The 12,572-nt window shown below is 42.5% G+C and carries 22 protein-coding genes; all 22 read left to right on the forward strand.

From position 1 onward, the window contains the following. Window positions 1-28 precede the first annotated feature (28 nt). The 22 genes from fusA (at window position 29) to rpmD (ending at window position 12,552) form a co-directional block, all read left to right on the forward strand. Window positions 29-2,107, forward strand: coding sequence for an elongation factor G (fusA, locus tag IRB79_RS01930; protein WP_206845693.1), 2,079 nt, complete (start codon window positions 29-31; stop codon window positions 2,105-2,107). A gap of 119 nt (window positions 2,108-2,226) precedes the next feature. Continuing rightward, window positions 2,227-3,414 carry an elongation factor Tu gene (gene tuf / locus IRB79_RS01935; protein ID WP_206845692.1) on the forward strand — a complete coding sequence of 396 codons (1,188 nt, stop codon included), beginning with the start codon at window positions 2,227-2,229 and terminating at the stop codon, window positions 3,412-3,414. Between the two features lie 446 nt (window positions 3,415-3,860). Further along, on the forward strand, window positions 3,861-4,169 hold the full coding sequence (rpsJ, locus tag IRB79_RS01940; protein WP_009336571.1) for a 30S ribosomal protein S10: 309 nt from the start codon (window positions 3,861-3,863) through the stop codon (window positions 4,167-4,169). Between the two features lie 40 nt (window positions 4,170-4,209). Then, window positions 4,210-4,836: a 50S ribosomal protein L3 gene (gene rplC / locus IRB79_RS01945; protein ID WP_243506486.1), complete on the forward strand. Its 627-nt coding sequence runs from the start codon at window positions 4,210-4,212 to the stop codon at window positions 4,834-4,836. Between the two features lie 28 nt (window positions 4,837-4,864). Next, complete coding sequence (gene rplD / locus IRB79_RS01950) at window positions 4,865-5,488, forward strand: 50S ribosomal protein L4 (RefSeq protein ID WP_243506487.1); 624 nt, start codon at window positions 4,865-4,867, stop codon at window positions 5,486-5,488. Then, window positions 5,488-5,772: a 50S ribosomal protein L23 gene (gene rplW, locus IRB79_RS01955; protein ID WP_009336576.1), complete on the forward strand. Its 285-nt coding sequence runs from the start codon at window positions 5,488-5,490 to the stop codon at window positions 5,770-5,772. Before rplD ends, rplW begins: the two co-directional genes overlap by 1 nt. Window positions 5,773-5,804: 32 nt before the next feature. Next, complete coding sequence (rplB, locus tag IRB79_RS01960) at window positions 5,805-6,635, forward strand: 50S ribosomal protein L2 (RefSeq protein ID WP_053433184.1); 831 nt, start codon at window positions 5,805-5,807, stop codon at window positions 6,633-6,635. A gap of 60 nt (window positions 6,636-6,695) precedes the next feature. Continuing rightward, complete coding sequence (rpsS, locus tag IRB79_RS01965; RefSeq protein ID WP_009336580.1) at window positions 6,696-6,974, forward strand: 30S ribosomal protein S19; 279 nt, start codon at window positions 6,696-6,698, stop codon at window positions 6,972-6,974. A gap of 18 nt (window positions 6,975-6,992) precedes the next feature. Further along, window positions 6,993-7,334 carry a 50S ribosomal protein L22 gene (gene rplV / locus IRB79_RS01970; RefSeq protein ID WP_009336582.1) on the forward strand — a complete coding sequence of 114 codons (342 nt, stop codon included), beginning with the start codon at window positions 6,993-6,995 and terminating at the stop codon, window positions 7,332-7,334. Between the two features lie 3 nt (window positions 7,335-7,337). Further along, entirely contained in the window at window positions 7,338-7,994 is a 657-nt protein-coding gene (gene rpsC, locus IRB79_RS01975) for a 30S ribosomal protein S3 (protein ID WP_009336585.1), read from the forward strand. A 1-nt stretch (window position 7,995) separates the two neighbouring features. Next, the gene (gene rplP, locus IRB79_RS01980) at window positions 7,996-8,430 is read left to right on the forward strand and encodes a 50S ribosomal protein L16 (protein WP_009336587.1); all 435 of its coding nucleotides are present in this window, start codon (window positions 7,996-7,998) and stop codon (window positions 8,428-8,430) included. Then, the gene (rpmC, locus tag IRB79_RS01985; protein ID WP_009336588.1) at window positions 8,420-8,620 is read left to right on the forward strand and encodes a 50S ribosomal protein L29; all 201 of its coding nucleotides are present in this window, start codon (window positions 8,420-8,422) and stop codon (window positions 8,618-8,620) included. Before rplP ends, rpmC begins: the two co-directional genes overlap by 11 nt. 21 nt (window positions 8,621-8,641) lie before the next feature. Then, complete coding sequence (gene rpsQ / locus IRB79_RS01990) at window positions 8,642-8,905, forward strand: 30S ribosomal protein S17 (protein WP_009336589.1); 264 nt, start codon at window positions 8,642-8,644, stop codon at window positions 8,903-8,905. A 40-nt stretch (window positions 8,906-8,945) separates the two neighbouring features. Continuing rightward, entirely contained in the window at window positions 8,946-9,314 is a 369-nt protein-coding gene (gene rplN / locus IRB79_RS01995) for a 50S ribosomal protein L14 (protein WP_009336590.1), read from the forward strand. 37 nt (window positions 9,315-9,351) lie between these two features. Next, window positions 9,352-9,663 (forward strand): 50S ribosomal protein L24, encoded by a 312-nt coding sequence (gene rplX, locus IRB79_RS02000; protein ID WP_009336591.1) that lies wholly within the window; start codon window positions 9,352-9,354, stop codon window positions 9,661-9,663. Between the two features lie 26 nt (window positions 9,664-9,689). Further along, window positions 9,690-10,229, forward strand: coding sequence for a 50S ribosomal protein L5 (rplE, locus tag IRB79_RS02005; protein WP_009336592.1), 540 nt, complete (start codon window positions 9,690-9,692; stop codon window positions 10,227-10,229). Window positions 10,230-10,254: 25 nt separating this feature from the next. Then, window positions 10,255-10,440: a 30S ribosomal protein S14 gene (gene rpsN, locus IRB79_RS02010; protein WP_009336593.1), complete on the forward strand. Its 186-nt coding sequence runs from the start codon at window positions 10,255-10,257 to the stop codon at window positions 10,438-10,440. A 29-nt stretch (window positions 10,441-10,469) separates the two neighbouring features. After that, a complete protein-coding gene (rpsH, locus tag IRB79_RS02015; RefSeq protein ID WP_009336594.1) occupies window positions 10,470-10,868 on the forward strand; it encodes a 30S ribosomal protein S8 in 399 nt (132 codons plus the stop codon). Between the two features lie 31 nt (window positions 10,869-10,899). After that, window positions 10,900-11,436: a 50S ribosomal protein L6 gene (gene rplF, locus IRB79_RS02020; RefSeq protein WP_206845689.1), complete on the forward strand. Its 537-nt coding sequence runs from the start codon at window positions 10,900-10,902 to the stop codon at window positions 11,434-11,436. 32 nt (window positions 11,437-11,468) lie between these two features. After that, window positions 11,469-11,831, forward strand: a complete 363-nt coding sequence (gene rplR, locus IRB79_RS02025) for a 50S ribosomal protein L18 (RefSeq protein WP_035332285.1) — start codon at window positions 11,469-11,471, stop codon at window positions 11,829-11,831. A gap of 24 nt (window positions 11,832-11,855) precedes the next feature. Beyond that, window positions 11,856-12,356 carry a 30S ribosomal protein S5 gene (rpsE, locus tag IRB79_RS02030; protein WP_009336597.1) on the forward strand — a complete coding sequence of 167 codons (501 nt, stop codon included), beginning with the start codon at window positions 11,856-11,858 and terminating at the stop codon, window positions 12,354-12,356. 13 nt (window positions 12,357-12,369) lie between these two features. Beyond that, complete coding sequence (gene rpmD, locus IRB79_RS02035) at window positions 12,370-12,552, forward strand: 50S ribosomal protein L30 (RefSeq protein WP_009336598.1); 183 nt, start codon at window positions 12,370-12,372, stop codon at window positions 12,550-12,552. Window positions 12,553-12,572: the final 20 nt, after the last annotated feature.

A 12,572-nucleotide genomic window follows, 5' to 3' on the forward strand; every position in this document is an offset into this window, starting at 1 on the left:
CACTCATACTAGGAAGGAGAAAGACCCAATGGCTAGAGAGTTCTCCTTAGAAAATACTCGCAATATCGGTATCATGGCTCACATTGATGCCGGTAAAACAACAACAACTGAGCGTGTACTTTACTACACTGGCCGTATCCACAAAATCGGTGAAACACACGAAGGTGCTTCACAGATGGACTGGATGGAGCAGGAGCAGGAGCGTGGAATCACAATCACTTCTGCTGCGACAACTGCACAGTGGAAAGGCCATCGCGTAAACATCATTGACACTCCTGGACACGTAGACTTCACAGTTGAAGTTGAGCGTTCACTTCGTGTTCTTGATGGTGCGGTTGCTGTACTTGATGCACAATCAGGCGTTGAGCCTCAAACTGAAACAGTTTGGCGACAGGCTACTACTTACGGAGTACCACGTGTGGTATTCGTAAACAAAATGGATAAAATCGGTGCTGACTTCTTGTACTCATTGAAGACTCTTCATGATCGTCTGCAAGCTAATGCAGCAGCTATCCAATTACCTATCGGTGCTGAAGATCAGTTCGAAGGCATCATTGATCTTATCACAATGAAAGCTACGTTCTACGGTAACGACCTTGGTACTGATATCGAAGAGCGTGATATCCCAGAAGAATACATGGATCAAGCTGAAGAATACCGTGAAAAGTTAATTGAAGCGGTTGCTGAACTTGATGAAGAATTAATGGAGAAATACCTTGGTGGTGAAGAAATCACTAACGAAGAGCTAAAAGCAGCTATTCGTCAAGGTACAGTAAACGTTGAGTTCTATCCTGTAATCTGTGGTTCTGCTTTCAAAAATAAAGGTGTTCAAAAGATGCTGGATGCAGTAATCGACTATCTTCCTTCTCCACTAGATGTACCAGCTATTAAAGGTACACTTCCTGATTCGGAAGAAGAGGTTACACGTCCTTCTAGCGATGATGCGCCTTTCTCAGCTCTTGCGTTTAAAGTTATGACTGACCCTTATGTCGGTAAACTTACATTCTTCCGTGTTTACTCTGGTACATTGAACTCAGGTTCTTATGTACAGAACTCTACTAAAGGGAAGCGTGAGCGTGTAGGTCGTATCCTGCAAATGCACGCCAACTCTCGTGAAGAGATCTCAGTAGTTCACGCTGGAGATATCGCAGCAGCTGTTGGTCTTAAAGATACTAGTACTGGAGATACACTATGTGATGAAAAGAATCTAGTTATTCTTGAGTCTATGGAGTTCCCAGAACCAGTTATCTCATTATCTATCGAGCCGAAATCTAAGGCTGACCAAGATAAGATGACTACTGCTCTGCAAAAACTTCAAGAAGAAGATCCTACATTCCGCGCGCATACTGACCAGGAAACTGGACAGGTTATTATCGCTGGTATGGGTGAGCTTCACCTTGATATTCTAGTTGATCGTATGAGACGTGAATTTAAAGTGGAAGCAAACGTAGGTGCACCTCAGGTTGCATACCGCGAAACTTTCCGTTCTTCAGCGCAGGTTGAAGGTAAATTTGCCCGTCAATCCGGTGGACGCGGACAATTCGGTCATGTATGGATCGAATTTGCTCCAAATGAAGAAGGTAAAGGCTTCGAATTCGAAAACGGCATTGTCGGTGGTGTTGTTCCGCGTGAATACATCCCTGCAGTTCAAGCTGGTCTTGAAGATGCTCTCGACAGAGGAGTACTTGCTGGATTCCCATTAGTAGATATCAAAGCTAGACTATTTGATGGTTCTTACCATGATGTCGACTCTTCTGAAATGGCATTTAAAATTGCTGCCTCTATGGCACTTAAAAATGCTGCGTCAAAATGTAATCCTGTAATTCTTGAGCCGGTTATGAAAGTTGAAGTAGTAATCCCTGAAGAATACATGGGTGACATCATGGGTGATGTTACATCACGCCGTGGACGCGTTGAAGGTATGGAAGCACGCGGTAATGCACAAGTAGTTCGTGCAATGGTTCCTCTTTCAGAAATGTTTGGCTACGCAACTGCATTGCGTTCTAATACGCAAGGTCGCGGTACATTCTCAATGCACTTTGACCACTATGAAGAAGTACCAAAATCAATTTCTGAAGAAATCATTAAAAAAAATAAAGGTGAATAATTGATTTTACCTTTTTAATAAAGTATAACTACTATTGTAGGCAAAAAGCGCTGTGGGAAGGGATACCTCTCCACAGCATAAAATACTTAACTTTTATAATCTAAAGGAGGATTTTTCAAATGGCAAAAGCTAAATTTGACCGTTCAAAACCCCATGTTAACATCGGTACTATCGGACACGTTGACCATGGTAAAACTACTTTAACTGCAGCTATCACAACAGTTCTTTCTAAGAAGGGCGGCGGTGAAGCACGCGGATACGATCAAATCGACGCGGCTCCTGAAGAGCGCGAGCGTGGAATCACAATTTCAACTGCACACGTTGAGTATGAAACTGAAAGCCGTCACTATGCACACGTTGACTGCCCAGGTCACGCTGACTATGTTAAGAACATGATCACTGGTGCTGCTCAAATGGACGGCGGAATCCTAGTTGTTTCTGCTGCTGACGGCCCAATGCCACAAACTCGTGAGCACATCCTGCTTTCTCGTCAGGTTGGTGTTCCATTCCTTGTTGTATTCATGAACAAGTGTGACATGGTTGACGACGAAGAGCTTCTTGAGCTAGTTGAAATGGAAGTTCGCGATCTTCTTTCTGAGTATGAATTCCCTGGCGATGATATCCCAGTTGTTAAAGGTTCTGCTCTTAAAGCTCTTGAAGGAGAGCCTGAGTGGGAAGCGAAAATCGAAGAGCTTATGGCTGCTGTTGATGAGTACATCCCAACTCCAACTCGTGACACTGACAAGCCATTTATGATGCCTGTTGAGGACGTATTCTCAATCACTGGCCGTGGTACTGTTGCTACAGGACGTGTTGAGCGTGGACAAGTTAAAGTCGGTGACGTTATTGAAATCATCGGTCTTGCTGAAGAGCCAAAATCAACAACTGTAACTGGTGTAGAAATGTTCCGTAAGCTTCTTGACTATGCTGAAGCTGGAGACAACATTGGTGCCCTTCTTCGTGGTGTAGCACGTGAAGATATCCAACGTGGACAAGTACTTGCTAAGCCAGGTTCAATCACTCCACACACTAAGTTCAAAGCTGAAGTATACGTTCTTTCAAAAGAAGAAGGCGGACGTCACACTCCATTCTTCACAAACTACCGTCCTCAGTTCTACTTCCGTACAACTGATGTAACTGGTATCTGTAATCTTCCTGAAGGCGTAGAAATGGTTATGCCTGGAGATAACATCGAAATGACTGTAGAACTAATCGCTCCAATCGCTATCGAAGAAGGTACTAAGTTCTCTATCCGTGAGGGTGGACGTACTGTAGGTGCTGGCGTAGTTGCTACAATTCAAGAGTAATTGCAGTAGATAAAAACAGATGGGTGACGACCCATCTGTTTTTTTGTCTTTTAGTGCTGAGCGCAGAGGTGTATTTCTGCAGCTGAACCAATAAAATTTCATCAAAAATATCTTATTGTAAACTACTTTCTTCTATAATATAATCACCTTTTTTAACAATCCTTCCTCTGCAGATCCCAAGTACCTAAAGCAAATATTTAGACTTCTTCCTATACTATTGAAAACTTCATAATCAGCAGTTATAATAGTAAAAGTGTGCGAAACATAAAGAAATAACATATACATGTTGCATTTCATTTATTGTTTCTGTATAATAGACAATGTTGGTCTTTGACTGCGATGATGTGAAAGGTTGCTGACACACCCGGCCGCTTTGCCATGGCGAGTGTGTGGGAAATTTTCACGGAGAATGTCTATATTAAAATAGGCGAAAAGGAGGGAAAATAATGGCAAAACAAAAAATTCGTATTCGTTTAAAAGCGTATGATCACAGAATTCTTGATCAATCAGCAGAAAAGATTGTTGAGACTGCAAAACGTTCTGGTGCGGCTGTTTCAGGTCCGATTCCATTACCAACTGAAAAGTCTATTTACACAATCCTACGTGCGGTTCATAAGTACAAAGACTCTCGTGAACAGTTCGAAATGCGTACGCATAAACGTCTAATCGACATCGTTAACCCAACACCACAAACGGTTGATTCTCTAATGCGTTTAGACTTACCGTCCGGTGTAGATATCGAAATCAAACTTTAATCAATAAATAATTATAAGAAACTTAGGAGGTGTGACTGAAATGACCAAAGGAATCTTAGGAAGAAAGATTGGTATGACTCAAGTATTTGCTGAAAACGGTGATCTTATCCCGGTAACAGTTGTTGAGGCAGCAGCTAACGTTGTTCTTCAAAAGAAGTCAGTTGAAACTGATGGATATGAAGCAATCCAGCTTGGATTTGAAGATAAGCGCGACAAGCTATCCAACAAACCTGAAAAAGGGCATGTTGCTAAAGCAAACACTGCTCCTAAGCGCTTCGTACGCGAATTCCGCGGAGCTGATTTAGGACAATATGAAGTTGGTCAAGAAGTCAAAGTTGATATATTCGCAGAAGGCGAAACTGTTGATGTAACAGGAATCTCAAAGGGTAAAGGTTTCCAGGGTGCCATCAAGCGCCACGGACAATCTCGCGGGCCTATGGCTCACGGTTCTCGTTACCACCGTCGCCCTGGTTCAATGGGTCCTGTAGCTCCAAACCGTGTATTTAAAGGTAAATTATTACCTGGACGTATGGGCGGAGAGCAAATCACTGTACAAAACCTTGAAATAGTAAAAGTTGATGCTGAGCGTAACTTGCTATTGATCAAAGGTAACGTACCTGGTGCTAGAAAAGCATTAGTAAAAATCAAAAGTGCGGTAAAAGCATAATAATTAAACCGGAAAGGAGGAAAACAGAATGCCGAAAGTAGCATTGTTTAACCAAAGCGGATCTAAAGTTGGTGATATCGAACTTAATGATGCGATCTTTGGTATCGAGCCTAACCAGCACGTATTATTCGAAGCCATTGTTATGCAAAGAGCTTCATTACGTCAAGGGACTCATAAAACTAAAATTCGTTCTGAAGTAGCGGGCGGAGGACGCAAGCCATGGCGCCAAAAAGGCACAGGCCGTGCACGTCAAGGTTCAATCCGTTCACCACAATGGCGCGGAGGCGGTACTGTATTTGGTCCTGTACCACGCAGCTACAGCTACAAACTACCTAAAAAGGTTCGCCGTCTGGCAATCAAATCTGCGTTATCTTCTAAAGTGTTAGAAGAAAACATCCTAGTATTAGAAGGCCTTGCTTTCGAAATTCCTAAAACAAAAGACTTCAAAGGTGTATTAACTGGTCTTTCTGTTGATTCAAAAGCACTTATCGTAACTGCTGACCTAGATGAAAACGTAGCATTGTCTGCTCGCAACATCCCTGGTGTAACAGTTGTGTCTGCTTCTGGAATCACTGTTTTAGATGTTTTAAACCATGATAAGCTTATCATGACGAAAGCAGCGGTTGAAAAAGTAGAGGAGGTGCTTGCATAATGGATGCACGCGAAATCATTAAGCGCCCCGTAATCACTGAACGTTCTACTGATATTATGGCTGATAAAAAATATACGTTCGAAGTTGACGTACGAGCTAACAAAACTCAAGTTAAGGACGCTGTAGAGCAAATCTTTGGCGTTAAAGTTGAGAAAGTTAACATCATGAACTACAAAGGTAAGTTCAAGCGTATGGGCAAATTTGGCGGTTACACTAACAAACGCCGTAAAGCGATCGTTAAATTAACGGCTGAAAGCCAAGAAATCGAGCTATTTGAAGCTTAAAACTACTATAACTAGAAGAGGAGGGAAACGAAATGGCGATTAAAAAGTATAAACCTACCTCTAATGGTCGTCGCGGCATGACGGTATCTGATTTCGCAGAAATCACGACTAACCAACCAGAAAAGTCTTTACTTGCTCCTATTAAGAGAAAAGGCGGCCGTAACAACCAAGGTAAGTTGACAGTTCGTCATCAAGGCGGCGGTCATAAACGTCAATATCGTATCATCGATTTCAAACGTAACAAAGATGGCATTCCAGGACGCGTTGCTACAATCGAGTATGATCCAAACCGCTCTGCAAATATTGCACTAATTAACTATGTGGATGGAGAAAAGCGTTACATCCTTGCACCTAAGAATTTACAAGTGGGCATGGAAGTAATGTCTGGTCCGGAAGCAGACATCAAAGTGGGTAATGCACTTCCACTAGCTAATATTCCAGTGGGTACTGTAATCCACAACATCGAATTAAAACCTGGTAAAGGCGGACAATTAGTACGTTCAGCTGGTACTTCTGCACAAGTTCTTGGTAAAGAAGGCAAGTACGTATTAGTTCGTTTAAACTCTGGTGAAGTTCGCATGATTCTTGCTGAGTGCCGTGCAACTGTAGGTCAGGTTGGCAACGAGCAGCACGAGCTTATTAATATTGGTAAAGCAGGTCGTTCACGCTGGTTAGGCAAGCGCCCAACTGTACGTGGATCTGTAATGAACCCTAACGATCACCCACACGGTGGTGGTGAAGGACGTGCGCCAATCGGACGTAAGTCTCCAATGACTCCTTGGGGCAAACCAACACTTGGTTACAAGACACGCAAGAAAAACAACAAATCAGACAAATTTATCGTACGTCGTCGTAAAAAATAACGGGATTGTACTACGGTTCCAAATAAGAACCGTAGAGCAATCACGAAGGGAGGTTCAATCATGGGTCGCAGCTTAAAAAAAGGACCTTTTGTTGATGAACATTTAATGACAAAGATCGAAAAGCTTAACGAAACAGAAAGCAAGCAAGTTACTAAAACTTGGTCTCGCCGTTCTACGATCTTCCCACAATTCATCGGACACACTATCGCAGTTTATGATGGTCGTAAACATGTGCCTGTATACATCACTGAAGACATGGTAGGCCACAAGCTTGGAGAATTTGCTCCAACTCGTGCGTACAAAGGCCATGGCAATGATGATAAGAAAACAAGACGTTAATGAGAGGAGGGCATTCTAATGCAAGCTAAAGCTGTTGCAAGAACAGTTCGTATTGCTCCTCGTAAAGCTCGTTTAGTCGTAGATTTAATTCGAGGAAAGCAAGTAGGCGAAGCAGTAGCGATTTTAAACCTTACACCTAAAGCTGCTTCTCCAATCGTAGAGAAAGTTTTAAAATCTGCACTAGCTAACGCTGAGCACAACTACGAAATGGACGTTAACAATCTGGTAGTTGCTCAAGCATTCGTAGACGAAGGACCAACTTTAAAACGTTTCCGTCCTCGCGCTATGGGCCGTGCAAGCCAAATCAACAAGCGCACTAGCCATATTACTATCGTTTTATCAGAAAAGAAGGAGGGATAATCAGTGGGTCAAAAAGTAAATCCAGTCGGTTTGCGTGTCGGTGTCATCCGTGATTGGGAGTCAAAATGGTACGCAGGCAAAGACTATGCTGATCTTTTACACGAAGACCTTAAGGTTCGTGAGTACATCACAAAGCGCTTAAGCGATGCTTCTGTTTCTAAAGTAGAAATTGAACGTGCTGCTAATCGCCTGAACATCACTATCCACACTGCGAAACCAGGAATGGTTATCGGTAAAGGTGGTACTGAGGTTGAAGCACTTCGCAAGTCACTTAACTCATTAACTGGCAAGCGTGTTCATATCAACATTCTTGAAATTAAAAGAGCAGATATTGATGCGAAATTGGTTGCGGAAAACATTGCTCGTCAATTAGAAAATCGCGTATCTTTCCGTCGTGCTCAAAAACAAACTATTCAACGTGCAATGCGCGCTGGCGCTAAGGGTATCAAAACAATGGTATCTGGTCGTTTAGGCGGTGCTGATATCGCTCGTTCAGAATCATACAGCGAAGGAACAGTTCCACTTCATACTCTTCGTGCTGATATCGATTATGCTACAGCTGAAGCTGATACAACTTACGGTAAATTGGGCGTAAAAGTATGGATCTATCGTGGAGAGGTCCTTCCTACTAAGAAGAAAACTGGGGAAGGAGGCAAATAATATGTTATTGCCAAAGCGCGTTAAATATCGTCGTGTACACCGCGGAAAAATGCGTGGTCAATCAAAAGGCGGAACTGAAGTAAACTTCGGTGAATATGGCCTTCAAGCTCTTGAAGCTTCTTGGATCACTAACCGTCAAATTGAATCTGCACGTATTGCAATGACTCGTTACATGAAACGTGGCGGTAAGGTTTGGATTCAAATTTTCCCGCATAAGCCTTACACTGCAAAGCCTCTAGAAGTCCGCATGGGTTCCGGTAAAGGTGCTCCAGAAGGATGGGTTGCAGTTGTTAAGCCTGGTAAAGTAATGTTCGAAATCGCTGGTGTATCTGAAGAGATCGCTCGTGAAGCATTACGTCTTGCATCACACAAACTTCCAGTTAAGTGCAAGTTTGTAAAACGAGAAGAAATTGGTGGTGAATCAAATGAAAGCTAATGAAATTCGTGACCTTACCACTGCCGAAATTGAACAAAAAGTTAAATCATTAAAAGAAGAGCTTTTCAACCTTCGCTTTCAATTGGCGACTGGACAACTTGAAAACACAGCTCGCATTCGTGAAGTACGCAAAGCGATTGCCCGCATGAAAACTGTTATTCGTGAAAGAGAAATCGGCTTTAGCAAGTGATATTGAGAGGAGGTTCGCACAATGAGTGAACGCAACCAACGCAAAGTTTACACTGGACGCGTCGTTTCTGACAAAATGGATAAGACAGTAACGGTTCTTGTCGAAACTTACAAAAAGCATCCACTTTACGGTAAACGCGTTAAGTACTCTAAAAAGTTCAAAGCTCATGATGAGCAAAACCAAGCAAAAACTGGCGATATCGTTCGTATTATGGAAACTCGTCCACTATCTGCGACTAAACGCTTCCGTCTTGTAGAAGTAGTTGAAAAAGCAGTTATAATCTAATTGTTCGGAATAAGGTTTATCCCGAAGGGAGGTTACACACATGATTCAACAAGAATCACGTTTAAAAGTTGCTGACAACTCTGGTGCTCGTGAAGTACTAACAATTAAAGTTCTTGGTGGCTCTGGCCGCAAGACTGCTAACATCGGTGATGTTATCGTTTGTACAGTGAAACAAGCAACACCAGGTGGCGTTGTTAAAAAAGGTGATGTTGTTAAAGCGGTAGTTGTTCGTACTAAGAGCGGTGTACGCCGTAATGACGGTACTTACATTCGTTTCGATGAAAACGCATGTGTAATTATTCGTGATGACAAAGGACCACGCGGAACTCGTATCTTCGGACCGGTTGCCCGTGAACTACGTGAAAACAACTTCATGAAAATTGTATCTTTAGCTCCAGAAGTATTATAAATAACAAATCAAATTGCCTTTAAGGAGGTGCGCACAGATGCATGTGAAAAAAGGTGACAAAGTTATGGTCATCTCTGGTAAGGATAAAGGCAAAACGGGCGTTATTCTTGCAGCGTTCCCTAAACAAAGCCGAGTGCTTGTTGAAGGAGTTAACATTGTAAAGAAACACTCTAAGCCTTCTCAGATGAACCCGCAGGGCGGAATCATCAGCCAAGAGGCACCTGTTCATGTATCAAACGTTATGCCTGTCGATCCTAAATCTGGTGAACCAACTCGTGTAGGCTATAAAACGGTTGATGGCAAAAAAGTACGTGTTGCAAAAAAATCCGGTGAAGTTCTAGATAAATAGTTCAAAGAAGAAGGGAGGTACAATGAATGAACCGCCTAAAAGAAAAGCATTCAAAAGAAATTACTCCTGCTCTAATGAGCAAGTTTAACTATAAATCAGTTATGCAAGCACCTAAGCTTGAAAAAATCGTTATCAACATGGGTGTTGGTGACGCTGTTCAAAACGCTAAAGCACTAGATAAAGCTGTTGAGGAATTAACATTGATCACTGGTCAAAAGCCGGTTATCACTCGCGCTAAGAAATCTATCGCTGGCTTCCGTCTACGTGAAGGTATGCCAATCGGTGCGAAAGTTACTCTTCGTGGAGAGCGCATGTATGAGTTCTTTGATAAGTTAGTATCTGTATCTCTTCCACGTGTACGTGACTTCCGCGGTATCTCTAAGAAGTCATTTGACGGCCGTGGTAACTATACTCTAGGTGTCAAAGAACAGTTGATCTTCCCTGAGATTGATTACGATAAAGTAAGCAAAGTTCGTGGTATGGATATCGTTATCGTAACTACAGCTAACACTGATGAAGAAGCTCGTGAACTTTTAACTCAATTTGGAATGCCATTCCAAAAGTAATCGCTAAATAGAGGGAGGCGAAAACGTGGCTAAAAAGTCAATGATTGCGAAGCAAAAACGCACGCCTAAACACAAGGTACAGGAGTACACTCGCTGCGAACGATGCGGACGTCCACATTCTGTATACCGTAAATTTAAGCTTTGTCGTATTTGTTTCCGTGAATTAGCATATAAAGGACAAATTCCTGGCGTGAAAAAAGCTAGCTGGTAAACCCCAAGTATGGGAAGGAGGTAAAAACAATGGTCATGACAGATCCAATTGCAGACTTGCTAACTCGCATCCGTAATGCGAACATGGTTCGTCACGAAAAATTAGAAGTTCCTGCTTCTAACATCAAGAAGGAAATTGCTGAGATCTTAAAGCGTGAAGGTTTTGTACGTGATGTTGAGCTTATCGAGGATAACAAGCAAGGCATCATCCGCATTTTCTTAAAATACGGTTCAAACAACGAACGCGTAATCACTGGTCTTAAGCGTATCAGTAAGCCTGGTCTTCGTGTATACGCAAAGGCTGATGAAGTACCTCGCGTACTTAACGGTCTTGGAATCGCACTAGTTTCTACTTCTCAAGGAGTTCTTACAGACAAAGAAGCTCGCGCTAAACAAGTCGGCGGAGAAGTTTTAGCATACGTTTGGTAATAGAGTTTTTCATGAATGGAGGTGCAATTAAATGTCTCGTATAGGTAAAAAACCAATCGAAATTCCATCTGGTGTTACTGTTACTAATGACAATAACACTGTTACTGTGAAGGGTCCTAAAGGTGAACTTTCCCGTTCATTCAACCAGGATATCGAAATCAAGGTGGAGGAGAACGTAATCAACGTTTCCCGTCCATCTGATGCGAAAGAACACCGCGCATTGCACGGAACTACTCGCGCACTTCTAGCTAACATGGTTGAAGGTGTGTCAAAAGGATTCGAAAGAGGACTAGAGCTTATCGGTGTCGGTTACCGTGCTCAAAAACAAGGCAAAAAGCTTGTTTTAAACGTTGGTTACTCTCATCCTGTTGAAATCGAACCTGAAGAAGGTATTGAAGTTGAAGTGCCATCTAACACAAAGATCATTGTTAAAGGTACTAGCAAAGAGCGTGTTGGCGCATTGGCTGCCAACATCCGTGATGTTCGTCCTCCAGAGCCTTACAAAGGTAAAGGTATCCGCTATGAAGGTGAATATGTTCGTCGTAAAGAAGGTAAAACTGGTAAGTAATGCCGCTTAGGTAAACGAAAGGAGTGACCGAAATGATTACGAAGGCTGATAAAAATGCAGTTCGTAAGAAAAGACATGCTCGTGTGCGTGCGAAACTTTCTGGAACTGCGGCTCGTCCTCGTTTAAATGTGTATCGTTCAAACAAGCACATTTATGCTCAACTTATTGATGATGTAAACGGAGTTACTGTAGCAAGTGCTTCTACACAAGATAAAGAAGTAAACCTTGATGCGACTGGCAACGTTGATGCAGCAGTTAAGGTCGGAGAATTAGTTGCAAAGCGCGCAGTCGAAAAAGGCGTTAAAGCTGTCGTTTTCGATCGTGGTGGCTATCTATATCATGGACGTGTTCAAGCATTAGCTGATGCAGCACGTGAAAATGGTTTAGAATTTTAATAGACAAAGGAGGGACACAAAAAGATGCGTCGTATTGATCCAAACAAACTTGAACTTGAAGAGCGCGTAGTTACGGTTAATCGTGTAGCAAAGGTTGTTAAAGGTGGACGTCGTTTTCGTTTCTCTGCTCTTGTAGTAGTAGGTGACAAAAACGGTCACGTTGGCTTTGGTACAGGTAAAGCACAGGAAGTTCCTGAAGCAATCCGCAAAGCTATTGAAGATGCTAAGAAAAACTTAGTCGAAGTACCTATGGTTGGAACTACAATTCCTCACCAGGTAATCGGTCACTTCGGTGCTGGAGAAATCCTTCTTAAGCCTGCTTCTGAAGGTACTGGAGTAATCGCCGGAGGTCCTGTTCGTGCGGTTCTGGAATTAGCTGGTGTTGGTGATATCTTATCTAAATCTTTAGGTACTAACACACCAATCAACATGGTTCGCGCCACTTTGAACGGTTTAACTCAATTAAAACGTGCTGAGGACGTAGCGAAATTACGTGGTAAATCAGTAGAAGAACTGTTAGGATAAGGAGGGATATCAAATGGCGAATAAACTAGAAGTAACCCTCACTCGCAGCGTGATTGGTCGCCCGCAAGACCAGCGCGAAACAGTTAAGGCTCTTGGCTTACGCAAAATGCACCAAACAGTTGAGCATCAAGATAATCCTGCTATCCGCGGAATGATCAACAAAGTTGCTCACCTTGTTGTGGTAAAAGAAAAATAATTCTATTCTTCTACAAATAA

This window comes from Cytobacillus oceanisediminis (assembly GCF_022811925.1).
In the GTDB taxonomy this organism is placed as follows: domain Bacteria; phylum Bacillota; class Bacilli; order Bacillales; family Cytobacillaceae; genus Cytobacillus; species Cytobacillus oceanisediminis_D.

Bases quoted from the DNA above. Each gene is read 5' to 3' on its own strand.
- rplB (WP_053433184.1), top strand. From the start codon at position 5,805: ATGGCGATTAAAAAGTATAAACCTACCTCTAATGGTCGTCGCGGCATG.
- rplV (WP_009336582.1), top strand. From the start codon at position 6,993: ATGCAAGCTAAAGCTGTTGCAAGAACAGTTCGTATTGCTCCTCGTAAA.
- rpsQ (WP_009336589.1), top strand. From the start codon at position 8,642: ATGAGTGAACGCAACCAACGCAAAGTTTACACTGGACGCGTCGTTTCT.
- tuf (WP_206845692.1), top strand. From the start codon at position 2,227: ATGGCAAAAGCTAAATTTGACCGTTCAAAACCCCATGTTAACATCGGT.
- rplP (WP_009336587.1), top strand. From the start codon at position 7,996: ATGTTATTGCCAAAGCGCGTTAAATATCGTCGTGTACACCGCGGAAAA.
- rplD (WP_243506487.1), top strand. From the start codon at position 4,865: ATGCCGAAAGTAGCATTGTTTAACCAAAGCGGATCTAAAGTTGGTGAT.
- rpmD (WP_009336598.1), top strand. From the start codon at position 12,370: ATGGCGAATAAACTAGAAGTAACCCTCACTCGCAGCGTGATTGGTCGC.
- rpmC (WP_009336588.1), top strand. From the start codon at position 8,420: ATGAAAGCTAATGAAATTCGTGACCTTACCACTGCCGAAATTGAACAA.
- rplW (WP_009336576.1), top strand. From the start codon at position 5,488: ATGGATGCACGCGAAATCATTAAGCGCCCCGTAATCACTGAACGTTCT.
- rplN (WP_009336590.1), top strand. From the start codon at position 8,946: ATGATTCAACAAGAATCACGTTTAAAAGTTGCTGACAACTCTGGTGCT.
- rplC (WP_243506486.1), top strand. From the start codon at position 4,210: ATGACCAAAGGAATCTTAGGAAGAAAGATTGGTATGACTCAAGTATTT.
- rplR (WP_035332285.1), top strand. From the start codon at position 11,469: ATGATTACGAAGGCTGATAAAAATGCAGTTCGTAAGAAAAGACATGCT.
- rpsH (WP_009336594.1), top strand. From the start codon at position 10,470: ATGGTCATGACAGATCCAATTGCAGACTTGCTAACTCGCATCCGTAAT.
- rplF (WP_206845689.1), top strand. From the start codon at position 10,900: ATGTCTCGTATAGGTAAAAAACCAATCGAAATTCCATCTGGTGTTACT.
- fusA (WP_206845693.1), top strand. From the start codon at position 29: ATGGCTAGAGAGTTCTCCTTAGAAAATACTCGCAATATCGGTATCATG.
- rpsS (WP_009336580.1), top strand. From the start codon at position 6,696: ATGGGTCGCAGCTTAAAAAAAGGACCTTTTGTTGATGAACATTTAATG.
- rplX (WP_009336591.1), top strand. From the start codon at position 9,352: ATGCATGTGAAAAAAGGTGACAAAGTTATGGTCATCTCTGGTAAGGAT.
- rplE (WP_009336592.1), top strand. From the start codon at position 9,690: ATGAACCGCCTAAAAGAAAAGCATTCAAAAGAAATTACTCCTGCTCTA.
- rpsE (WP_009336597.1), top strand. From the start codon at position 11,856: ATGCGTCGTATTGATCCAAACAAACTTGAACTTGAAGAGCGCGTAGTT.
- rpsJ (WP_009336571.1), top strand. From the start codon at position 3,861: ATGGCAAAACAAAAAATTCGTATTCGTTTAAAAGCGTATGATCACAGA.